The organism is Dietzia aurantiaca, assembly GCF_021033825.1.
Taxonomy (GTDB): domain Bacteria; phylum Actinomycetota; class Actinomycetes; order Mycobacteriales; family Mycobacteriaceae; genus Dietzia; species Dietzia aurantiaca.
In genome coordinates, this window is sequence record NZ_JAIFXZ010000015.1 from 39,346 (window position 1) to 60,588 (window position 21,243).

Sequence of the window (21,243 nt, forward strand, 5' to 3'; positions counted from 1 at the left end):
CCTGTTCTCGCGCGGTGGGGGTAGGAGTCGACGACGACGAGGGCCCGCCTCCTCTGGATGAGAAGGCGGGCCCTCGGCGATACGCGGTATCAGCCGCCGAGCGAGCTCAGTGACCCGAGCGATCCGGACGTTCCGCCGGTCCCGCCGACGAGGCTGCCGAGGGAGCCGGAGTCGAGCGAGCCGGAGCCGTTGTCGTCGCCACCACCTCCGCCCGCGGGCCGGACGGTGACGGTCTTCTCCACCGTCTGGTCACCCACGGTGACCTTGAGGACGGTCTGCCCCTCCGCCGCGGGGGTCCACTCGCAGGTGGCGTTCCCGTCCTCGTCGAGCGTGACGCGGCAGATCTCGCGATCGCCGGAGATGATCACGACCTCCTCGCCCGCGTCACCGGTGACCTCGATCTCGACCTCCTGCCCGGCGACCGGCTGAGCCGGGGTCACAGTGATGGTCGGCTCGGTCGGATCAACCACGACCGGGTCGACCTGCAGTGTTCCACCGTTGCCCGCGTCCGAGGTGTTGTCGGCCGCATCGGTGGCGGTCACCGTTACCTGCTGGCCGTCCATGCCCTCGGTCGCCACGAAGCTGCACTCGAACGTCCCGTCCGTCGCGATGGCCTCGCACATCTCCACGCCGTCGACCATCACCGACACCGTCGAGTCGGCCTCGGCCGAGCCGGTGACCGTGACCGTTTGCCTCGCGGTGGCCGGCTGCGGCGAGACCGTAATCCCGGTGGGCGCCGCGGGGGCCTCGGTGTCCGGGGCCTCGACCACCGTGATGGTGGTGGCGGAGGCCGAGTCGGAGGCGCCGGTGGTGTTGTCGCCCGCGTAGTGCGCGGTCACTTGGACGGTGCCGGTCGCGGTCGGCGTCCACGGGCACTCCACGGTGCCGTCGGCCGCGACCTGGCCAGCGCACAGGACCTCGGTGCCGTTACGGAATTCCACGTCGGCGCCCACGTTTCCGCCGGTGACGGTAGCTGACAGGGTGGCCGGCTGGCCGGCGGTCGCCTGCGGTCCTGCGTCGACAGTGCTGATCGTAGTGGGCACCTTGCCCACCTCAATGCTCACCGGCTCGGACGTCGATCCGGCGACGGTAGCGTTGCCCGCGTACTGCGCGACGGCGCTCAGCGTGCCCGGGGTGCCGGGCGCCGTCCATGTGGCCGTGGCCTGGCCTGCGGAGACGGTCGGCGAGGCCACCACGGCGCCGCCCACCGTGATGTCGACGGTCTGGCCGTCGGCGATCCCGGTGGTATTCAGCTCAAACGTGACGGTGCCGTTGACCTCGACCGGGCTGGTCGCGGTCAGGGCAATGGTGGAGGTGGATTGCGCAACAGTGACGCTGGTCGCGTTGGGCGACTGCGAGACGCCGGTCGTCGCATCGCCCGGATAGTGTGCCCGCACGGTGACGGTCCCGGCGGTGGCCGGGGTCCAGTCGCACTCCACGGTGCCGTCGGCGTCGAGCTGACCGGTGCACAGCACGTCAGAGCCGTTACGGAACTGCACGTCGGCGCCTTCAGAACCCCCCGACACTGTGGCCGCCAGGGTGACCGGCTGGTCGATGGTCGCGCCTGTAGACGCGGTGACGTTGGAGGTCTGGGTGGCGGTCTCGTCCACCGAGATCGTCAACGGTTGCGACTGGGCCGGCTCGGCCCAGTCAGAGCCGGCGTAGGTCGCGACGATCTCGAAGGTGCCGGTGCTGGCTGAGGACCACTGGTAGTTTGCCGCGCCGTCGGTGACGGTGGCGGTGCCATGGCTTGTCCCGTCGACCGTGATGTCCAGCTGCTCACCGTCGGCGATCCCGGCGGTGGTGATGATCAGGCCGGCGGCCTGCCCGGGCTGGACTGAGCCGGGTCCGGTCAGCTCGATGCTGGTGGCAGCGGCGGTGACCGTCACCGACATTCTGGACTGCTGTGACATGACGCCGTTGAGCGTGGCGAAGGCCTGGATCTGGTGCTGGCCCGACGGCAGGATGCCGAGCTCGCAACTGAACGCCCCGCTGGAGTCTGCAGTCGCAAAGCACTCGTGCTGTCCATCAAAGGTATAGACGGAGACCTCGGAACCTGCGGGTGCCGTTCCGGAGACCGTGACGGTGTCTGCGGCGGTGGGGTTCGCGGGACTCACCGCGAGGTCGCTCGGCGCGGCCACGATCCCCTGGGCGACGGTGACGGTGGTGGCGCCCGTGGATTGTGACGCCGAGGTGGTGGAGTCGCCGGCGTAGTGCGCGATGACGTTGACGGCGCCGACCTGACCCGGGGTCCACTGGCAGGTCGCGGTGCCGTCGGCTGCGAGCTGGGCGGTGCACAGCTCGGTGTTGCCGTCGCGGAACACCACGTCGACGCCCTCGGTTCCGCTGGTGACGGCGGCGCTGAGGGTGACGGGCTCACCGGTAACCGGGTTCGTCGAAGCGGTGACGGCCGAGGTACTGGTGGCGGTCTCGGCTACCTCGACGGTGACCAGCTCGGACTCCGAGCCGGTCACGGTGTCTGTGCCAGCGTAGAAAGCCTTGATCTGATGCTCGCCGCTTGCAGTGGGGGCCCAGGCGTAGCTGGCCCGGCCGTTGTTCACCAGGCCGGTGCCGATCTCCGTGCCGCCCACCTGGAAGCTGATGCTCTGACCGTCGGCGATCCCAGTGGTGTCGGCGGTCAGGGTGGTGGCCTGGCCGACGCTCACCGTCGAGGGTGCCGTGAGGGTGACGGTCGACTGGGCGGCTCGGACGCTGACCGTGGTGGCGTTGGGCGACGACGACGACGTGGTGGTGCTGCTGCCCGGGTAGTGGGCGGTCACCTGGTAGTCGCCGGTGGCGTTGGGTGTCCAGTAGGCGGTGGCGACACCTCCGCTGGAGAGACTGACGGTATCCAGGACCGTCTCGCCGTCTCGAAATTCGATGATCTGGCCTGCGGTTCCGCCGGTGACGGTCGCGCTGAGCTGCACCTGCTCCCCCACTGTGGCGGTAGCTGGCGCGGCCACGTCGGACACCGAGGTCTGGACGAGGCCCACGGTGCCGGCCACAGCCGTCGAGGTGGAGGCCGCGTAGCCGGGCGAGCCGACATAGCGGGCCCTGAGGCTGTAGGGCTCGTTGGCTTGGCCCGCGGTCGGGGTCCATTCGATGCTGGCTACGCCGCCGTCGAGGGTGGCCGTGCCTAGGGTGTGACCGCCGTCGGTGAATTCGACTCTGTCGCCGTCGTTGCCCTCGGTGACGGTGGCGGTCAGGGTGGAGGCCTGGCCGGGCACCGGCGCCGGGTCCACGGCGAGGGTGGTGGAGGTCTGCTGGACGGGGTCGATCACATTGACGCCGACCTGTGGCGACAGCGAACTGGCAACGGTGGCCGTGCCCGCGTAGGCCGCGCGGATGGTGTAATTGCCTGCGGTATCGGGGTTCCAGTCGGTGTAGATCGCGGTGCCGTCGGTGACGTTCGCGGTGCCGAGCGCCCGGCCGTCCACTCGGAACTCGACGGGTTCGCCATTCGGGATTCCGGTGGTGCTGGCGGTCAGCGGCACCGGGGACCCTGCCATGGCGGGTTCGGCTGCGGCGATGGAGATCGTTGACTGGATTTTGCCCACTTCGACGGCCACTGAAGCCGGGCCGGCGGGGTGTGCGATCGCGGAGCCCGCGTAGGCGACCTCCACGTTCTTGGTGCCCGTGGAGTCGAAGGAGCGGGTGAAGGTGGCAGTGTTGCCGTTCACCGTTGCGGCGGCGTCGCCGGTGCCGTCGCCGCTGATAGCCACGGTTTCGCCGTCGCCGATTCCGGAGGTAGTGACGGTGAAAGTCACATCCTCATCAATGACCGCAGCAGTGGGCGAGGCTGCCAGCGCGACCGAGGTGGCGTCCTTCTTGACCTGAATGTAAGGGCCCCCGAGGAAAGCACTGGGAGGAAAACTCTGATATCCGCCGAGGGTGCCGGCGACGTGCGCGGTCGATTCAAGATTCGTCTCCCGGGCACAGTTACTCGTCACGAGGTAGTCGACACTAAAGGTCAGGCGGCCACCCGGCGCGATCGACCTGTCTCCCTCCCAACGGACGTAGCCCATCCCCGCAAATTCAGTGTCGTGAGCGACGACCTGGGGGGTGAATGCTTGTCCGCCGATCTTCGCCGAGCCAGCGACATATGTCAGACACTCTGGGTGCAAGTCTTTGTACGCATACAGATTGGCATGAGTGCCGCTGCGACGGAATTCGGCGTCAACAGTCACAATGTCACCTACCTCTAGCAACGCCGGAGTGATTGTCCGGGTCAGCCGCCAATTTTTGAGCTGCCCGTAATCTTCCCAATCCGACGCGGCATTGGCGACCGCGTTGCCACTGACCACAAGCGCAGCAGCCATCACCAGCGACCCGAAAAACACTACTGGCTTTCGCAACCTGTTCTTCATGTGTGCCCCTTCCCCCGGGCGTCATCGAATGTGTGGCCGGGTGGGCCACATAAAGCAGAACGGCGGGGCGAATTCCGCCCCGCCGTTCTAATGTTTCTGGGCGGCCACCCGATACTCTGCATGCCGTGTCACGGCATGAGGATCGGGTGGGCTTCGTCGTCAGCTACCAAAATTGCTCAGCGAGCCGAGCGAACCACTTGCGTTGCCGGCATCACTCGAACCGGTAAGCGAGCCGAGGCTGCCCGAGTTCGGGCCGTCCGGATCCGGGTCTGGCCCCGGCTCCGGCTCCGGCTCCGGCTCCACGATCGCGGGTGCGATGAACGTCTGCGTGGTGGCCTGCGAGGACAGGTAGACACCATGCCCGGAGAACACCGCGCGGACGGTACGGTCGCCTTCGGTGCTGGGGGTCCAGTTCACCGTGGCCTGACCGTTTCCATCGACAGGAGCCGTCCCGATCAGGGTCGACCCGTCGTAGAAGGAGACGGACCCGCCGGCCACCCCGGCGTCTACGGTCGCCGACAGCGTGATCTGCTCGCCGACCTGGCCGTGAGGGATCTGCGCGAGCGTGGTGTTTGTGGCAACGTCATTCGGATCGGCGGCTGCCACGTTGACGCTTGTCGCTCCATTGGAGGGGTTAACCCCGGTTCGTCCGGAGAAGTCGGCGTCGATGGTGCGCTCGCCTGCTGTCTGCGGGATCCAGTCGATGCTCGCGGCACCGTCGGCGCCCACGGGCGCGGAGCCGATCTCGGCACCTTGATCACTGAAGACGATTGTGCCGCCGGCTTCTGCCGGTGAAACCGTCGCGGTCAACTGCGTGACCTGGCCAACCTTCGCGCCGGCCGTGGCGTCGACCGACACGGTGGAATTCACATTGGCCTGCGAGACGGACATTGTCCTCACCGCGGACGCGGATCCGCCGTGCGTGCCGGTCTGAACGAAGCTCGCGCGGACTTCCTTGGTTCCGGGACTGCTCGGGGTGTAAGTGAGCGTGGCATGGTTGTTGTTCACCGTTCCCACACCAGCGGGCGCACCGTCGATGGAGAACGCGACCTGGTCACCGTTGGGCACGTTGGTGGTGACGACGCTGAAGGTCACCTGCTGGCCGACTTGAGGGTGGGCGGGCTGTGTCAGGAACACAGAGGTGCCCAGGCGTTTGACGTTGACCGTGGGCCCGAGGGACATGGAGCCGCGGTAACTTCCGGCCACGGAGGCGAACTCCGCGCCGCCTGTAGGGACGTTTCCGGCATTACAGAGGACGGTGTAGTCCGTCTCCATCCAAAACCACGGCCCAACACCGGGGCCTGTCCATCCCACACGGTTTCCGGAGAACGAGAACTGGCCGTGTGGCTCGGAGATGTGGGCGCCGCCGCTGGCCTGTCCATTGGTTGTTCCGACGACGCGTTCGAAGCACGGTGGCACATCGCTTCGCACTCCGTAGAGCAGGTCAGCCGCGCTGGTGCGCTGCACATTGGTCCGCACGGTCACAACATCGCCATACGTCGGTGATGCCTCACTTACCGTGCGGTCGATACGGAAGCTTGAAACAAATGCTCCTGAGAACGTTTGGCTCGCACTGGCCTCGGCAGCGGATGCCACGCCTGCCCCACCGACGACGAGCGCAGCCCCCGCCATTGCCGTTGCGCTTGCCGCGGCGACTGCCCGGCGGATTGATCTTTGCCTCATCTGTTCCCCTCGTTCTCTAATGCACTCCGCGCGACTTGACGACTGTCCGCCATGACCTTCGCTCGGTGTGACGCGTGCAACAATAAACGATCCATCACTAAAAGAAAAGCCTTACCGAACAGCTGCCCTTTGCGCGCGACCGAGCTCGGAACCGCGGACTGACATGGGCATTCGTTAGCTTCGTCGCCTATCGGACAGCTGTACGACGCTCTAAGGTCTAAAGCAGGTCGTGCCGCGCCCGGCGACTGCCGAGGTGACATGACAGGCGTGGTGCCTCAGGTCAGCTCACAAGTCTCCAGGTTCACCGGCACAGTACGACCGGAAACGGTGACGGCAAGTCCGCCATCGGAACTTTCAATCCAACTCGCACCATCAACTTCGGCAGTGCACACTTCGCTACCTTTTCGGGTCACGATCAGCTGGGTCCGGCCATCGACAGCTTCGAGCCACACTTGGGAAGCGCCCACGGCGATCGGACTATCTCCGACCTGCGCTCGAACCGGCGCCTTTGCACCGGCCGAGGTTGAAGTGGGGGCTGTCGACGAGAGCGTCACAGCCGGAGAATTTGACTTGGCGGGCGCTGAGCTCGCGGGCCCAGTCGTTTTCTCAGTAGCCAACTTCGTGCCGTTGCCGGTCGGTGACGTAGTGGATTCGCTCGAAACCGGACTGGACCGAAGCGTGCTGATCGGCGTCGAGCTCGGTGACGACGTCGCTGCCTCCGACCCGTTAGGCACGGCATCCAGCGCCGCCTCCTCCAAAGAGGTCAGCTCGTCAGACCTAACTGCGAATGGGATGCCATCGGGATTCCAGTCATATTGGTTCTCCCAGGGCTGATTTAGAAGAGTTGGATGGCCTGTTTGCTCACACTCGGTTCGTCCAGTCGCGTAATCCTTGAATGAAATCCGTTGAGTTGGAGTGGCATAACCGGACGATACTGCAATTCCGTTGACTGTACGCACTCGCGCGTACAATACCTCGCGCCCGGAATCCCTAATACCGTTAACGCGCGTGGTCGTGCTCGGAACTGGATAACTTTGCCGTACCACTCCGTCAGGATCCCCGCTGCGCCAAGCAACTAATTCGAGGATATAGCCGGTGACATTAGGTACCGAATTCCAAACTATATCCGCGCGCCGGCCGGCTACCGAATCATACCAAGGCGCATTAGTTTCGCACCGAACACTCGACGTTAGCGGAGTTGGGAAATAGTTCTGCGTCGCGATCCCGACCTTGGCTTGGCGTACATCATTTGGCGCGGCAAGTGTGTCGGCGGCCTGAAACATGCTGACGGCCACTACCACCGCGCCGCAGATCGCGATCGCGCCACGAAAAGCGATCGCCTTGGCGCGGAGCTGCTGAAACTTACTCATGACAGGCCTCCTCTATCTCGCGCGGAACCGCGCCAATTGTTGCGAAATCGTCGCCGGAATCAGCTTGAACTGGCGTCGCTTCCCGAGTCCGACCGAACGCGATTACGCCCAGTCCCCCGGCCAGCATCCCGCCGAGGAAGATCGCGACCGGACTGGACAGCCACGCCACCGCATAGCCGAGACCGTTGATGTGGAAAAAGACGCGATCGGCCTCACCAATTGAGTACGGCATGGGGTCGTCGGCAGCATTGGCGTCACCGCGCATCGTTATGCTCACCTCGCCGTCTTCAAATGGATCCAGTGCCGTCACGCGGTGGGTGACACGCACCCCACTCGGGTTGGTCATGCTCACCACGTCACCCACCTCCAACTGCTGCGCGGGCACCGTCCGCGCCAACGCCAACGCCCCCGTTGTAATCGAGGGCGACATAGACCCGGACTGGAACACCAACGGCTTGATCCCCAGGAACATCGACAATGCGGCAGCGACAATGCAGATCGACCCCACAATCGCACCGATGTTCAGCGCCCACTCGCGCGCCCGGGACCGCGATGACTCCTGACTCTGACCGCTCTCGGCCTGCATCATGTCGATCACCCCGCTCCCTGCGCGATGCTCGCGTTGAAACCGAACGTGACCCCGACCTGAGCCATCCGGCTCTCGATGGGAGCATCAGCGTGAACGAGCGACTGGATGCAGTAGACGTCCGTGGTCTCCCCCGGCAGCTGCGCACCGGTGAGCAGTGTTGTGACAGTGGTGGCCGGTGCGGCCTGCGCCAATACCAGCGTGCCCGTGCAGGTCTGCCCGTCGGTGCCGCCACCCTCGTAGAGGCTTACCGTCATGGCCTGTCGTAGGCTGGTCGCGTTGCCGCGAGCCTGGCTACCCGTACCGAACTGGGTCGTCAACTCGGACGTGACCAGATCCACCGAATAAACCAAGTCGACCGTGCCGTTGTTCTCGAGATTGACCATCGCGGCAAAACTCTGGCCCCGGCCGAGGTTCGGTCTCAACCCGAACGAGACTTCCGAATCCTCACCGTTGATGGTCAGGTCGAGAGTGTCCTCGGCGGTGCTGAACAGGCCAGTCTGCGCCGTCACCGTCTGCGACCACTGAGCGAGTGTTCCCACCGCGCCGAGACCGAAGACCATCCCCAGTGCGAGCGTTGCCCGCACCCTGGTCCAGCCCGACTCGCGCCAACGGAATGTGCGTGACAGTGCCCTATGCGGAGTCGTCATGTCCGGCTCCTTCTTGCTGTTCATCATTACCAACCACCGCGCCATGACTCACCTGTGCATCCTCATCGGATCGTGCGCGATCAACGATCAGCGCGGACTGCTTCTCCCGTGACCGGTCCCGGACTCCGCTGCCGAACACCCATGCGGCGTACACGATCAGGCTGCCGGCCACGATGGTGATCGCTACCGCCCGAGTCTTACCCGTGAGCAAGACGTTGACGCGCCCCAGCTGAGGCACCGAGTACCACAGCTTCCCGCGAATCTGCTCCGGTACCAGCGCCCAGTCATCCGCCACATTGTTGGCATCACCCCGGGTGTAGATCCGTCGCTGGCCAGACATGTCGTAGTAGATGTCCGTGATCCGGTGGGTCACCACTGACGGATCACCGGAGTAGGGCTGGAAGGTGATCACGTCCCCGGCGGCTAGGTTCTCGGGAGCCGTAGGTCTGACGACGACGAGTGCGCCCGGCGCGATACGCGGCTCCATCGATCCCGTGAGCACCGTGTACGCCTGTGCGCCTGTTGCTCGCGGAACCACAACTAGAGCCAGAAGGATGAATCCGCACGCTATGAACAACAGCCAGCCGCCGGTCGTGCGCACCCACCACATCAGCGACGTTGACTCGTCTCGATCGGCGCGCGCGGTGGAGTCCTCGGTCGTGACGGTCATTGCTGATCCGCCCGGAATGTGAAGACGTAGCTTCCGCTGAGCCCCGGGGTCAAAACCGTGCCCGCGGTTGTGGTCAGGCACAACACGTCCGTGGCCCCGTCTCCACTGACGTCAAGGTCAATATCAGCGGTGCTTGCATCGGTAATTTCGCCGCTGTATAACTCCGTTCCAGAAGTGCCGAAGGGCCCCGACGTGGGACAGTCACCCTCCTGAGACACCTGGGCAACACGCAGGTCGAGCTCCGGCGGGGTAGATCCAGCCGCCGCGGTCACCCCAGCGAGCCGGTAGCTGACGGGAATCGTGCTGTCATTCACCACTGTCAACGGGATCTGCGCCTGGCCTCCCGCGGCCATCTCCTCCTTGGTCAGTCCCGACACATCGAGCGCCAACTGACCACTACCGGTGATCCGCAGATGACCGGTGCTGACCGTCGCGCCATCTGTGCTTTGAGAGCTACTCCAGGCAGCGTCGGTGAACTGCAACGAGGTGAACCCGAGCAGTACCACCGACGCCCCTACGAGCGCCCATGTGACATGGGACTTCACAAAGAATCCTTACGGGGTGACCTGGGCCGGGGCGGTCTGCTGGAGTGTGACCGTGATGTCGCCGATTGCGATCTCCTCGTCCATTGACGCGATGGCTTCCTCATCGAAGGCGAGGGTGCCGCCGACTGTGACTTCTGTGCCATCGTCAGACTGATCCAGGTCTGCGAGCTCGCTGGTGGCGTCAGGTGTCCATGTCAGCCCCACCGGAAGAGCGCCAGTGGTTGCGTCCGTGGCGACCAACTCTGCCGTGAGGTTGGTTCCCTTGATCTCAAGCTTGTACGTACCCTCGAAGCGGATCGAATCGCCCGGAGCGATGGTGTCGGTCGCGGGCGTGAAGTCGCCACTCACCCCGGGGGTGCTCCAGGTCCAGCCAGACTCACCGGCGACCTCGGTGATGCGGAGGTGTCCGGTCTGCACATCTCCACCGCCGAGCGACGCATCATCGCTCCACGCCGCGTATGTTCCGGCACCGCCGGCGAGCAGCAGGGCGGCCGCGCCGAGGGCGATTGCGCCCTTGGTGTTCTTCTTCATGTTTCCCCTCAAGGTGATCGGTACCGTGCGATAAATCCGCCCGGACCAGCGGTGCGATGTCACTGGCCACGGGCCATCTCATCGCTCGTATATGACGGACTCAGGTCCGCCATCGGTCAACAGCGGATGCTGACGACCGAGTTCAGGAGCCCCGGTGCGTCCAGGGCTGGTTGTGGGCCTCTATCCGAAGCCCAAGGAGGGGCTGCCGAGCGATCCGAAACCTCCGCTCGAACCCGACGAGCCACTCGAGCCCGAGGCCCCCGACGACCCGTTCCCGCCAGGGGAGCCGATCGAGCCGGAGCCGAGAGAACCGCCAATCCCGGACGAGCCCGACGAACCGGCGGAGCCGGAACCGCCCCCGGAAGCCGGACGCTCCTGCAGGGTGATCCCCCAGTCCGGCGTGATCCGAGCCGATTGCTCCACCTCGCTGGAGGGCACGCCCACGTTGAGAGTCAGGAGCACCGACTCACCAGCGGGCAACGAGAACTCACTCATCAGAACGCCCGGCCCGGGAGCCTGCGCACCGGGCAGAACCCGCGGCTTTCCCTGGACACCGTTGACGTCGACTCGGAACCACGCACTGCCGCGATCGATCGACCACTTGCCGAGGTACACCTCGCCGTTGACCGCCGTGTCGCCTCTCACCCGGAGATGGAATGACGTCGAGTTCGGTGGGCCGCCCGGGACCGGGATCGTAGTGGTGTCCCAGGGAATGGACCCGACGCCGCCCCATGCGGTTCCGTCAGCGGAGTACTGCTGACGCTCCCTGTCGACTGGAACCGCTTCGCTGGGGGCGGCGGTGGCCATGCAGCCCGCCGCGAGGAACGACACCACCGCGGCTGAGGCGGCAACCAAGGGTCCTCGACGACTCCGTGAGCAGAGTGTGCGCGGTGACAACAGGGCGGGCATGACGAGTAACCTAACTCACACTTATTCGCCCGTCCAGGCCTACATCATTTTTTCTTCACGCGAGCAGATCTGCAGCGCCAAAGGCGCGATTCCCCAATATTCGCAGCTTGAACACAGCGAGGCGGCCATTGACAGCTTTACCATTCAGGGAAAACCTGTGGATTTACCGAGTTTCCGCCTCGACCATGGTGAGTACCAACTTATGTGGTGATTCACCGACATCGGACACCGTCACGAGCCCCACCTACGGACCCCGCCCGCGAACCGTCATGGGGTAAGGTCACATTTATCCCCGCCAGCTGTGACGTACAGCACAGCGGGAGATCTGGGGCTGTACCAACGGAAATCATGGCCTGGAGAAGCGAGGACCAGCCCCGCGTCCAGCGCCCACGCACCCGCGACCGGCTCCGCCCACACCGTCGCAACCACCATTGCGCCGCCATTTTCGCCACGTCGAGAGGATCGATGAATGTCCGAGAACCGCAGGAAGACGGTCGCCCTGGGCGCCGCCGCAATAATGGCCCTGTCCGGCCTGACCGTCGGGACCGCCACCGCGAGCGCACAAGCCGCCGACACGTCCAAGTGCGCGACCAGTCAGAAGGTGGAGCGCAGCTGGGCCGGCTCACTCGGCACCAGTTACTACATCGAAAAGGAAGTCGTGGGCGATGGCACTGCGGCCCCCGGCGGCGAAGTGACCTTCCGGACCACCGTCAGTGGCGCCGGCGCGCTTGTGCGCGAGATCGTGGACTACCACCCTGCAGGCTTTGAGCTAGTCCGCGCCCGGGAGAGCGTCTGGAAGATCCTCGGCGGACAGTCCTGGGCCAACGTCACCGACGACGTACGGCATAATGCCAACAACAACTCGGTCACCCGTGCGAGTTCGGGTTGGACCACCGCCGGTGGCGCGTATTCCACCCTCGAGACCACCTACAAGGTGCCCAAGAACGCGACCCCTGGCGACGTTCTCAACACCGGCGCAGGCACGGACATCGTGCTCGTCAACGGCGGCTGGACGGTCAACCCCATCAACACCTGCGTCACCATCCGCGAGCCCAACGCCGCAGAGGCCGTCACCGGCAGCCTCGACGGCATGGGCCTCGGCTCCGTGACCTCCGGATCCACCACCGCGGGCGGCATCTCGAGCGACCCGGCCACCTTCAGCTCCGACATCATCAACGGGATCGACATCGGTCAGCTCATCGGCCTCAGCTGACCAGCTAGAGGACAGCCGGCACAGAACGCCTCGAGCCCCTGACCCCCTCCTCGTGGAGAGCGTCAGGGGCTCGAAACGTACGCTCTACTTCGCGTCCGCCCAGTACGGATCCTTCAGCGTCCGCTTGACCAGCTTGCCGTTGGCCTGCCGAGGCAGTTCGTCCACCACGTCGATGGTGCGCGGCATCTTGAACTTGGCCAGCCGCCCGGCCAGGTCGTCGAGGATCTGCGCCTTGAGCTCATCGGACTCGTCAAAGCCCTCGGCCAGCTCGATCACGGCCTTGACCTCCTCGCCCCAGTCCTTGTGCGGGATCCCGAACACGGCCGCGTCGCGCACCGCCTCATGACGCGTCATCTCCGACTCGATCTCGGCCGGGTAGATGTTCACGCCGCCGGAGATGATCATGTCGTTCTTGCGGTCGCACAGGAACAGGTAGCCGTCGGCGTCGACGTAGCCGATGTCCCCCATGGTGAACAGCTCGCCGACATACGTCCTGGCGGTCTTCTCGGCATCCTGGTGGTACTCGAACTTGGAACCGTGCATCTGCAGGTAGACGTTCCCGATCTCGTCGGTGCCCAGCTCGTTGCCGTCGTCGTCGAGGATCTTCAAGGTCGTGGTCTTCCACGGCTTCCCCACACTGCCGGGCTTGCGCAGCCACTCCTCGCCGGTGATGGTGCAGCCGCCGCCCTCGGTGCCGGCGTAGTACTCGGTGAGCACCGGGCCCCACCAGTCGAGCATCGCCTGCTTGACGTGCTTGGGGCACGGGGCGGCGCCGTGGACAATCGTGCGCAGGCTCGACACGTCGTACTTCGCGCGCACGTCCTCCGGCAGCTCGAGCAGTCGCGAGAACTGGGTGGGCACCATGTGCGACTGCGTGACACCGTGCGCGTCGATGAGTCGCAGCATCTCCTCGGGCGTCCACTTGTCCATGAGCACCACGGCCTGGCCCAGGTTGAGCGAGATTGTGACGAAATTCAGCACGGCAGTGTGGTACAGCGGCGAGCCGCAGATGTGGACGTTGTCCGGCGCGTGGATGTCGAAGCCGGCAAAGAAATAGTAGTTGGGGACCGTCACCTGGTCGGGGCTCGCACCGGTCAGCGGCCGGCGCACGCCCTTGGGACGGCCGGTTGTGCCCGAGGTGTAGAGCATCGGGGCGCCGAGGGTGCGATCTGTCGGGAGCGACGACGAGGCCTCCCCCGCCCCACCGTCACCCGCGGCCGGGGCGGTCAGCTCGGCGAGCGGACGGAATCCGGGGACGTCGCCGATCGCGTAGCAGCGGGCCATGTCGAGTCCCGCCTCGGCCGCGGCGACTCCTGCGACGTCGGAGAACCGCTGGTCCGCGATGAACACCGTCGAACCGGAGTTGTCGATGATGTACGCGACCTCGGGGCCGGTGAGATGCCAGTTTGCCGGCGCCACGTAGAGGCCGATCTCCAACGCGGCGTAGTAGACCTCGAGGAACTCGATCGAGTTGGGCGCCAGCAGCACGATGCAGTCACCGGTCTTCAGCCCCAGGTCCTGCAGGCCGCGGGCGAAGCCGTGGGCGGCGCCTGCGAGCTGGCCGAAGGTCACCTGGCGGCCGGGCTCGTCAGCGGAGCCGCCCTCGATGACCGCGACCCGGTCGGGCTCGGCCTCGGCGATACGGTAGACGCTGGTCACGTGCTCGCCGGTCCGCGGGTCCAGGATTCCGGCGTCGGCGGGGACGGTAGGCGTGGGTGCACTCATGCGCCCCACGATAGAACGTGTTCTATCTCTGCGGCGACCTTTCTCTAGGAGGCCATCCCTCACGCCAACGCCAGCGGGGCAAGGCATTGACGGCCGAGAGCATCTTATTTAACTTATATTTCGAGGTCGCGCGAGGTGCGACCACGCGTGGTGCTCCAGCGGTCTGCTTCCCCACCGACGTCGGCCTGCCTTTCGGTCGACAACCAGACGGCAAAATCCCGCCAAGCGCAACACGGGCTTTCACGTTCCACATCCAACTCAATTCAACGAGACATCGCGAGATCGGACAAAGCCGTTCATGCTCGAGTCTCGGGAAGCAGGTGTGTCTTGCGCACCCCCATCGCTATTCCCCGCTCTGCGACCCTGAAGAAACGATCGCACCATGCCATGACGATTCTCGTGATGCTGGGGCTGGTCGCGGCGCTGGCGCAACCCGGCGAAGCTGCCAGCAGAGCGGCGGCGCCGGAACCAGCGGCAACGATCGACGGGATGGTGGACGGTCATGCCCACATCGCGGCGTCGGTAGCATTCGGCGGCGCACTCCGTTGCGGCCGCCCCTTCGCCTCGGGCGGCCCCTCCGTCGCACTTGCCGACTGCCCCCAGGCATCCGGCACCGGGCACATGGCCATCCTCGAATCGATCCTCGGCGGAACTCAGTTCCCGGCCGGCGATCAGGGGTATCCCACGTTCGAGAACTGGCCGACCCCCGACTCTCAACTGCACGAGCAGGCCTACTACACCGGTATAGAACGCGCGTGGCGGGCGGGCCTGCGGGTACTCAACAACCATCTGGTGGCCAATCGCACCCTGTGTGAGCTTCTGCTCGGCTCGCCCTATTCGTGCGACGAGATGGACCAGTTGCGCCGCCAAGTGGACTTCCTCGATCAGATGGAGGCGCACATTGACTCGGAGACCGGCGGCCCAGGGCAGGGTTGGTTCCGCATCGCAAGGTCGCCGGATGACGTGCGTCGAATCACGGCCGAGGGAAAACTTGCAGTAACCCTGGGCGTCGAGGCCTCAGAGCCATTCGGCTGCAGGGTGATCAATGATTTGCCGATGTGCTCGGAGACGGACATCGATCACGGTCTCGACGAATTCGCTTCCTGGGGCGTATCCACTGTGTTCCTGGTGCACAAGTTTGACAACGCGCTCGGGGGCACGCGCATGGACCCCGGGCTGGCCGGGGCCGCGGTCAACATTGGAAACAAGATCGGCACCCAGCAGTTCTGGAAGACCGAACCCTGTTCTCCCGAGGAATCCGACAATGACCAGCCGCTCGCCCACAGCGGCATCGCCGACGCGGTCTCGACCGGATCTGCAGGAGCTCCGGACGGCGCTGTTATACCGGTCTACCCGGCTGGCCCACTGTGCAACGTCCGCGGTCTCACCCCGCTGGGCGAATACGCCGTTCACGCCACGATGGATCGGGGAATGGTAATCAATATCGACCACATGAGTCACAAGGCGGCAGTCCGCACCCTGGACATCGCCGAGGAAGCCGGATACGCCGGGCTGGTGACGGACCACTCCTGGTCAAATGAGGCCATCATCCGCAGGATCCACGAAGCAGGGGGATTCGTCTCCGGATACGCGGGCCTGGGCTTCCTTCCCGAGTGGAGAGAAGTCACAGCTGGTGCCACGCGCCCGTGGCAAGGGTTCGGTTACGGCTCGGACGTCAATGGCCTGGCCCCGCTGCCCGATCCGCGCCCTGACGCCGAATGGGACCCGCTGCGATACCCGTTCACCGCCCCGAACGGTGCGGAGATGGACCGGTGGGTCTTCGGAGAACGCATCTACGACATCAACCGCGACGGGGTAGCACAGTACGGCCTCTACGCGGACTGGATCGCCGATCTGTTGCACACCGCAGGTCCAGATCGAGAAGAACTACGCCGCCAACTCATGGGAGGCGCCGAAGCATGGACCGCCACGTGGGAATCCGGGCGCGAAACACCACGGTGAGGGATTTCGGCGGTGTGAGGTGCGGGACATTGTCCCGCACCTCACACCGCCGCGGCCACCGGCAACGGATAGGCGGCCACAGCCCTGGGGAGGCACCTGGGGCACAGCCGAGACGGGAGCCTCAGTCAATCAGCCGCGCGATCCGCTCGATCTCCTCGACCGTCCGCGCGGTCACCACGAGCATCGTAATGCCGGCGGCCTCCCACTCCGCGATCTGCTCGCGCACCTGCGCCTCGTCGCCGATGATCGCCGTGGCCTCCACCATCTCGTCCGGCACGGCGGCCGCGGCGTCATCCTTGCGGCCGGCGCGGAACAGCTCGGTGATGCGGTCCACGTCCTCGGCGAAGCCCATCCGCCGGAACGCCTCGGCGTGGAAGTTCTTCTCCTCGGCCCCCATGCCGCCGGCGTACAGCGCGGTGAACGGCTTGTAGGCGTCGATCACGCCGCGGCGGTCATCGGTGATGTGTAGCTGACACAGGAACGCCACCTCGAAGTCCTCGCGGGTGCGCCTCGCGCCGGGGCGGGCGAAGCCCTCGTCGAGCCAGGAGTTGAACTCGGACGCCGTACGCGGCGAGGCGAGGAAGCCCAGCCAGCCATCGGCGATCTCGGCGGCCAGGGCCACGTTCTTGGGCCCCTCGGCGCCCAGCCAGATGGGCACGTCCTCGCGCAGCGGGTGCAGGATCGACTTGAGCGGCTTACCGAAGCCGGAGGCGTCCGCGCCCTGGTACGGCAGCGCGTAAGCGGGCCCCTCGGAGGTGACCGGGGCCTCGCGCCGCAGCACTTTGCGGATGATGTCGATGTACTCGCGGGTCCGGGCGAGCGGCTTGGCGAACGCCTGCCCGTACCAGCCCTCCACCACCTGCGGCCCCGAGACGCCCAGCCCCAGGCAGAAGCGCCCGCCGGACAGGTGGTCGATCGTCATGGTGCTCATCGCGGTCGCGGTGGGCGTCCGGGCGGAGAGCTGCACGACGGCGGTCGACAACCGGATGTTCTCGGTGAGCGAGCCGTACCAGGCCAGCGGGGTGAACGCGTCGGAACCCCAGGCCTCGGCGGTGAAGACGGTGTCGAACCCCGCCTTGTCCGCCGCCACCACGAGGTCGGCGTGATTGGTGGGCGGCTGCGCGCCCCAGTATCCGAGCTGCAAGGCGAATTTCATGGACACAGTGTGACCCACGCCGCCGGATTCGCGTGACGCCCACCACGGAAAGCCTCCCGAATTTCGGTGGAACGTGTTCTACTTGCGCTTGTGACGTCCAGAGAAATCGTTGTTGATATCACCCCGCCGGATCAGCCCGTGCTGTCCGCCTCGCTCACGCCGTCCTTCGACTACACCAGGTCGACCGGGCCCGTGCTGGGAGCGTTCTTCACCGGCCTCCGCGACCGCCGGATCGTGGGCAACCGCGACTCCCGGGGCACCGTGCACGTCCCGCCGGTCGAGTTCGACCCGCATACGCGCGCGCCGCTCACCGAGACCGTGGAGGTCGGCTCGGGTGACGGGGTCGGCGGTGTCGTCGTCGCCTGGACCTGGGTTCCCACCCCCACCGACGTCAACCCGCTCGACATCCCGTTCGCGTGGGCGCTCGTGCGGTTCGACGGCGCGGACACCGCCATGCTCCTGGCCCTGGCCGCCGACGGCCCGGAGTCCGTCAGCACCGGGATGCGCGTGCGCGTGCGGTGGTCGGCCGAGCGACGTGGCGACGTCCACGACATCGCGTGCGTGGTCCCCGAGGGGTACGACGACGACACCGCCGCCACCGACGCCCCGTCCACTGCCGCGGAACCCGTCACAGGGGTCGTCACCCCTATCGACCTCTCGGTGACCCACACGGCCGCGCCCGCGGAGAGCGAGTTCCTGCGCGCGATCGTGCAGGGCCGGATGCTGGGGCGCCGCCGCTCCAACGGCCCCGAGGTCTACGTCCCGCCGCGCGACTACTGCCCGTCCGACGGCGTGGCCATGGGCGAGTACGTGGAGGTCGCCGACGTCGGCACCGTCACCACGTTCGGCATCGTCAACGTGCCGTTCGCAGGCCAGGAGATCAAGCCGCCATACGTCACGGCATACATCCTGCTCGACGGCTCCGACGTGCCCGTCCAGCACCTCGTCCTGGGCTGCGAGGCCTCCGAGGTGCGGATCGGGATGCGCGTGCGCGCCGTGTGGACGCCGGAGTCCGAGCGGCCCGCGTCCATGAAGGCCATCACGCACTTCGAGCCCAGCGGTGAGCCCGACACCGATCCGGCCACCGCCGCCACACACCTGTAGAGGACACCTCGTGACCCACACTGCTCCCCGGGACGTGGCCGTCATCGGTTTCGCCCACGCCCGCCATTCCGAGTCCACGTTCGGCACCACCAACGGTGTCGAGATGCTCGCCCCCGTCTTCGCCGAGTGCTACCGGCAGACCGGCCTCGACCGCACCGACATCGAGTTCTGGTGCTCGGGCTCGTCCGACTACCTGGCCGGCCGCGCCTTCTCCTTCATCTCCGCCGTCGACTCGATCGGCGCCGTGCCGCCGATCTCCGAGTCGCACGTCGAGATGGACGCCGCCTGGGCGCTGTTCGAGGCCTACCTCAAGATCGCCGCCGGTCACGCCGACACCGCGCTGGTCTACGGCTTCGGCAAGGCCTCGGCCAGCACCGACCTCGACACCGCGCTCGCGCTGCAGCTCGACCCCTACACCGTGGCCCCGCTGTGGCCGGGCCGCCACCACGTGGCCGCACTACAGGCCCGGTCCGGCATCGACGCCGGACGCTGGTCGGAGGCCGAGATGGCCGCCGTCGCCGCCCGCGCACACGGCCGGGACGCCGCCGGACTGCTGGACGAGCCGTACGTCGCCGACCCGCTACGGCGCCACGACTGCCCGCCCGTCACCGACGGCGCCGGCGCGATCATCCTCGCCTCCGGCGACCGCGCCCGTGAGCTGGTCGACAACCCCGCCTACATCTCGGGGATCGAGCACATCGCCGACTCCGCCGAGTTCGGGGCGCGCGATCTCACCGACTCGCCCTCGACCCGAGCCGCCGCGGCCCGAGCGACGGGCTCGTCGTCGTCGGACCGTCCCGACCTGGGCGGCGTCGGCGTCGCCGAGCTGCACACCCAGTACACGCACCAGGAACTGCTCCTACGCGCGGCGCTGGGCCTGGCCGACGACGTCGCGGTGACCCCGTCGGGCGGCTCGCTGGTCGCCGACCCGCTGTTCTCTGCGGGGCTCGAGCGCATCGGCTACGCCGCCGAGGCCATCTGGTCCGGCCGCACCGAGCGCGCGCTGGCCCACGCGACCAGCGGCCATCTGTTGCAGCAGAACCTCATCTGCCTCCTGGAAGGACGCACCGCATGAGCGCCCACAGCTCCGGCCTGCCCGCCGCCGTGCTCGGCACCGGTCAGACCCACCACGTCTCCCGCCGCACCGACGTCTCCATGGCCGGCCTCTGCCGCGAGGCCATCGACGCCGCCATGCTCGACGCCGGGGTGAGCTGGGACGACATCGACGCGGTGATCGTCGGCAAGGCCCCCGACCTGTTCGAAGGCGTCATGATGCCCGAACTGATGATGGCCGACGCCCTGGGCGCCGTGGGCAAGCCGCTGCTTCGCGTGCACACCGCCGGCTCCGTCGGTGGATCCACCGCGATCGTGGCCGCGTCCCACGTCCAGTCGGGTCGGTACCGCCGGGTGCTGGCCGTGGCGTGGGAGAAGCAGTCCGAGTCCAACGCCATGTGGGCCCTGTCGCTGCCCGTGCCGTTCACCGCGCCGGTCGGCGCCGGCGCTGGCGGCTACTTCGCCCCGCACGTGCGCTCCTACATCCGTGGCACCGGCGCCCCCGAGCACGTGGGCGCCATGGTCGCGGTCAAGGACCGGCTCAACGGCTCCATCAACCCGTACGCGCACCTCAAGCAGCCCGACATCACCGTGGACAAGGTGCTCGAAGGCCAGATGCTGTGGGACCCGATCCGCTTCGACGAGACTTGCCCGTCCTCCGACGGCGCGTGCGCGATCGTGATCGGCGACGCCGACGCCGCCGAGGCCGTGGAATCCGAGGGCCGCCAGGTCGCCTGGATCCACGCCACCGCCCTGCGCACCGAGCCGGGCACCTTCGCCGGGCGCGACTACGCCAACCCTCAGGCCAGCCGCGACGCCGCGGCCGCACTGTGGGCCGAGGCCGGGATCACCAACCCGGCCGAGGAGATCGACGCCGCCGAGATCTACGTCCCGTTCTCGTGGTTCGAGCCCATGTGGCTGGAGAGTCTCGGGTTCGCGGCCCCCGGCGAGGGCTGGCGCATGACCGAGTCCGGCGCCACCGCGCGCGACGGCTCGCTGCCGGTCAACCCGTCCGGCGGCGTCCTGTGCTCCAACCCGATCGGCGCCTCTGGCATGCTGCGGTTCGCCGAGGCGGCCCGCCAGGTGATGAATCGCGCCGACGAGCACCAGATCCCCGACGCCCGGAAGGCCCTCGGGCACGCCTACGGTGGGGGTTCGCAGTACTTCTCGATGTGGGTCGTGGGAACGGAGCGAAAGTGATGAGCAATCCCTACCTGGACGAGTCCGGCCAGTACCGGCCACTCGAGTTGAGCGCGGCCGCCCTGGCGAGCCCCGCCTACGCCGCCGCCCGCCGATCGTGGGCCGCGACCAATGCCGGTGACCGTGACGCCTGGATCGCCGGCTGGTCGCCCGAGGGATGCATCGAAGACCCCGTGGGCCCGTCGATGTTCGATTCCGAGGGCGTCGGCCACCGCGGTACCGAGCGGCTGCTGGAGTTCTGGGAGAAGGCCGTGGCCACCCCGGACCACATCGAGTTCCGCTTCGACCGCGGGATCGCCGTCGGTGACGAAATACTGTGCATCGGCACCATGCGCACCCATATGGGCGAGAACATCATGGAGATCGACATCGCCGTGGACTACCGCGTCGATTCCGACGGCCGCCTGGTCTCCCTCCGCGCCTTCTGGGAGCAGGACGTCGCCATGGCATCGGGCCTGCGTCCGCTGACCGACGATGACAGGGCGGCCATCGCCGGCGCCCTCCGGAAGGACACCTGAC

General features: G+C 66.7%; 18 protein-coding genes. 7 read left to right on the forward strand and 11 right to left on the reverse strand.

Translation table 11 applies throughout. From position 1 onward, the window contains the following. Nucleotides 1-89 precede the first annotated feature (89 nt). The 9 genes from K3888_RS14500 to K3888_RS14540 form a co-directional block, all read right to left on the reverse strand. On the reverse strand, nucleotides 90-3,950 hold the full coding sequence (locus tag K3888_RS14500; RefSeq protein ID WP_230930988.1) for an Ig-like domain repeat protein: 3,861 nt from the start codon (nucleotides 3,948-3,950) through the stop codon (nucleotides 90-92). A gap of 576 nt (nucleotides 3,951-4,526) precedes the next feature. Further along, complete coding sequence (locus K3888_RS17915) at nucleotides 4,527-5,852, reverse strand: Ig-like domain-containing protein (RefSeq protein ID WP_230930989.1); 1,326 nt, start codon at nucleotides 5,850-5,852, stop codon at nucleotides 4,527-4,529. A 473-nt stretch (nucleotides 5,853-6,325) separates the two neighbouring features. Next, complete coding sequence (locus K3888_RS14510) at nucleotides 6,326-7,420, reverse strand: hypothetical protein (RefSeq protein WP_230930990.1); 1,095 nt, start codon at nucleotides 7,418-7,420, stop codon at nucleotides 6,326-6,328. Continuing rightward, a complete protein-coding gene (locus tag K3888_RS14515) occupies nucleotides 7,413-8,009 on the reverse strand; it encodes a S24/S26 family peptidase (protein WP_230931053.1) in 597 nt (198 codons plus the stop codon). The genes K3888_RS14510 and K3888_RS14515 overlap by 8 nt, the downstream gene beginning before the upstream one ends. Nucleotides 8,010-8,014: 5 nt before the next feature. Continuing rightward, nucleotides 8,015-8,656: a M73 family metallopeptidase gene (locus tag K3888_RS14520; RefSeq protein ID WP_230930991.1), complete on the reverse strand. Its 642-nt coding sequence runs from the start codon at nucleotides 8,654-8,656 to the stop codon at nucleotides 8,015-8,017. Next, the gene (locus K3888_RS14525) at nucleotides 8,640-9,326 is read right to left on the reverse strand and encodes a signal peptidase I (protein WP_230930992.1); all 687 of its coding nucleotides are present in this window, start codon (nucleotides 9,324-9,326) and stop codon (nucleotides 8,640-8,642) included. The genes K3888_RS14520 and K3888_RS14525 overlap by 17 nt, the downstream gene beginning before the upstream one ends. Continuing rightward, nucleotides 9,323-9,871 (reverse strand): hypothetical protein, encoded by a 549-nt coding sequence (locus tag K3888_RS14530; protein WP_230930993.1) that lies wholly within the window; start codon nucleotides 9,869-9,871, stop codon nucleotides 9,323-9,325. Before K3888_RS14530 ends, K3888_RS14525 begins: the two co-directional genes overlap by 4 nt. A 9-nt stretch (nucleotides 9,872-9,880) precedes the next feature. Then, nucleotides 9,881-10,465 (reverse strand): alternate-type signal peptide domain-containing protein, encoded by a 585-nt coding sequence (locus K3888_RS14535; protein ID WP_230930994.1) that lies wholly within the window; start codon nucleotides 10,463-10,465, stop codon nucleotides 9,881-9,883. 117 nt (nucleotides 10,466-10,582) lie between these two features. Further along, nucleotides 10,583-11,257, reverse strand: a complete 675-nt coding sequence (locus K3888_RS14540) for a hypothetical protein (RefSeq protein ID WP_230930995.1) — start codon at nucleotides 11,255-11,257, stop codon at nucleotides 10,583-10,585. Between the two features lie 52 nt (nucleotides 11,258-11,309). Between K3888_RS14540 and K3888_RS14545 the strand changes: the two genes are divergently transcribed. Both K3888_RS14545 and K3888_RS14550 read left to right on the forward strand, forming a co-directional pair. Then, entirely contained in the window at nucleotides 11,310-11,522 is a 213-nt protein-coding gene (locus K3888_RS14545; protein ID WP_230930996.1) for a hypothetical protein, read from the forward strand. Between the two features lie 258 nt (nucleotides 11,523-11,780). After that, nucleotides 11,781-12,524, forward strand: a complete 744-nt coding sequence (locus tag K3888_RS14550) for a hypothetical protein (protein WP_230930997.1) — start codon at nucleotides 11,781-11,783, stop codon at nucleotides 12,522-12,524. Between the two features lie 84 nt (nucleotides 12,525-12,608). Here K3888_RS14550 and K3888_RS14555 read toward each other — a convergent pair whose 3' ends face one another. Continuing rightward, a complete protein-coding gene (locus K3888_RS14555) occupies nucleotides 12,609-14,249 on the reverse strand; it encodes an acyl-CoA synthetase (RefSeq protein WP_230930998.1) in 1,641 nt (546 codons plus the stop codon). A gap of 387 nt (nucleotides 14,250-14,636) precedes the next feature. Here K3888_RS14555 and K3888_RS14560 point away from each other — a divergent pair, with 387 nt between their 5' ends. Next, nucleotides 14,637-16,211 (forward strand): amidohydrolase family protein, encoded by a 1,575-nt coding sequence (locus K3888_RS14560; protein WP_230930999.1) that lies wholly within the window; start codon nucleotides 14,637-14,639, stop codon nucleotides 16,209-16,211. Between the two features lie 121 nt (nucleotides 16,212-16,332). Here the strand turns inward: K3888_RS14560 and K3888_RS14565 are convergent, their stop codons facing one another. After that, nucleotides 16,333-17,367, reverse strand: coding sequence for an LLM class F420-dependent oxidoreductase (locus tag K3888_RS14565; RefSeq protein ID WP_230931000.1), 1,035 nt, complete (start codon nucleotides 17,365-17,367; stop codon nucleotides 16,333-16,335). 90 nt (nucleotides 17,368-17,457) lie between these two features. Here K3888_RS14565 and K3888_RS14570 point away from each other — a divergent pair, with 90 nt between their 5' ends. Genes K3888_RS14570 through K3888_RS14585 form a run of 4 tightly spaced genes read left to right on the forward strand, consistent with a single transcriptional unit; the run spans nucleotide 17,458 to nucleotide 21,242 of the window. Beyond that, on the forward strand, nucleotides 17,458-18,471 hold the full coding sequence (locus K3888_RS14570; protein WP_230931001.1) for an OB-fold nucleic acid binding domain-containing protein: 1,014 nt from the start codon (nucleotides 17,458-17,460) through the stop codon (nucleotides 18,469-18,471). Between the two features lie 10 nt (nucleotides 18,472-18,481). Next, a complete protein-coding gene (locus tag K3888_RS14575) occupies nucleotides 18,482-19,546 on the forward strand; it encodes a thiolase family protein (protein ID WP_230931002.1) in 1,065 nt (354 codons plus the stop codon). After that, nucleotides 19,543-20,724, forward strand: coding sequence for a thiolase family protein (locus tag K3888_RS14580; RefSeq protein ID WP_230931003.1), 1,182 nt, complete (start codon nucleotides 19,543-19,545; stop codon nucleotides 20,722-20,724). The genes K3888_RS14575 and K3888_RS14580 overlap by 4 nt, the downstream gene beginning before the upstream one ends. Next, the gene (locus K3888_RS14585) at nucleotides 20,724-21,242 is read left to right on the forward strand and encodes a nuclear transport factor 2 family protein (protein WP_230931004.1); all 519 of its coding nucleotides are present in this window, start codon (nucleotides 20,724-20,726) and stop codon (nucleotides 21,240-21,242) included. The genes K3888_RS14580 and K3888_RS14585 overlap by 1 nt, the downstream gene beginning before the upstream one ends. Nucleotide 21,243: the final 1 nt, after the last annotated feature.

What these genes read in the sequence shown, in the direction of transcription:
- K3888_RS14510 (WP_230930990.1), bottom strand. Translation starts at nt 7,420, where the DNA reads ATGAGTAAGTTTCAGCAGCTCCGCGCCAAGGCGATCGCTTTTCGTGGC.
- K3888_RS14515 (WP_230931053.1), bottom strand. Translation starts at nt 8,009, where the DNA reads ATGATGCAGGCCGAGAGCGGTCAGAGTCAGGAGTCATCGCGGTCCCGG.
- K3888_RS14520 (WP_230930991.1), bottom strand. Translation starts at nt 8,656, where the DNA reads ATGACGACTCCGCATAGGGCACTGTCACGCACATTCCGTTGGCGCGAG.
- K3888_RS14525 (WP_230930992.1), bottom strand. Translation starts at nt 9,326, where the DNA reads ATGACCGTCACGACCGAGGACTCCACCGCGCGCGCCGATCGAGACGAG.
- K3888_RS14545 (WP_230930996.1), top strand. Translation starts at nt 11,310, where the DNA reads ATGACGAGTAACCTAACTCACACTTATTCGCCCGTCCAGGCCTACATC.
- K3888_RS14550 (WP_230930997.1), top strand. Translation starts at nt 11,781, where the DNA reads ATGTCCGAGAACCGCAGGAAGACGGTCGCCCTGGGCGCCGCCGCAATA.
- K3888_RS14555 (WP_230930998.1), bottom strand. Translation starts at nt 14,249, where the DNA reads ATGAGTGCACCCACGCCTACCGTCCCCGCCGACGCCGGAATCCTGGAC.
- K3888_RS14560 (WP_230930999.1), top strand. Translation starts at nt 14,637, where the DNA reads ATGACGATTCTCGTGATGCTGGGGCTGGTCGCGGCGCTGGCGCAACCC.
- K3888_RS14565 (WP_230931000.1), bottom strand. Translation starts at nt 17,367, where the DNA reads ATGAAATTCGCCTTGCAGCTCGGATACTGGGGCGCGCAGCCGCCCACC.
- K3888_RS14580 (WP_230931003.1), top strand. Translation starts at nt 19,543, where the DNA reads ATGAGCGCCCACAGCTCCGGCCTGCCCGCCGCCGTGCTCGGCACCGGT.
- K3888_RS14585 (WP_230931004.1), top strand. Translation starts at nt 20,724, where the DNA reads ATGAGCAATCCCTACCTGGACGAGTCCGGCCAGTACCGGCCACTCGAG.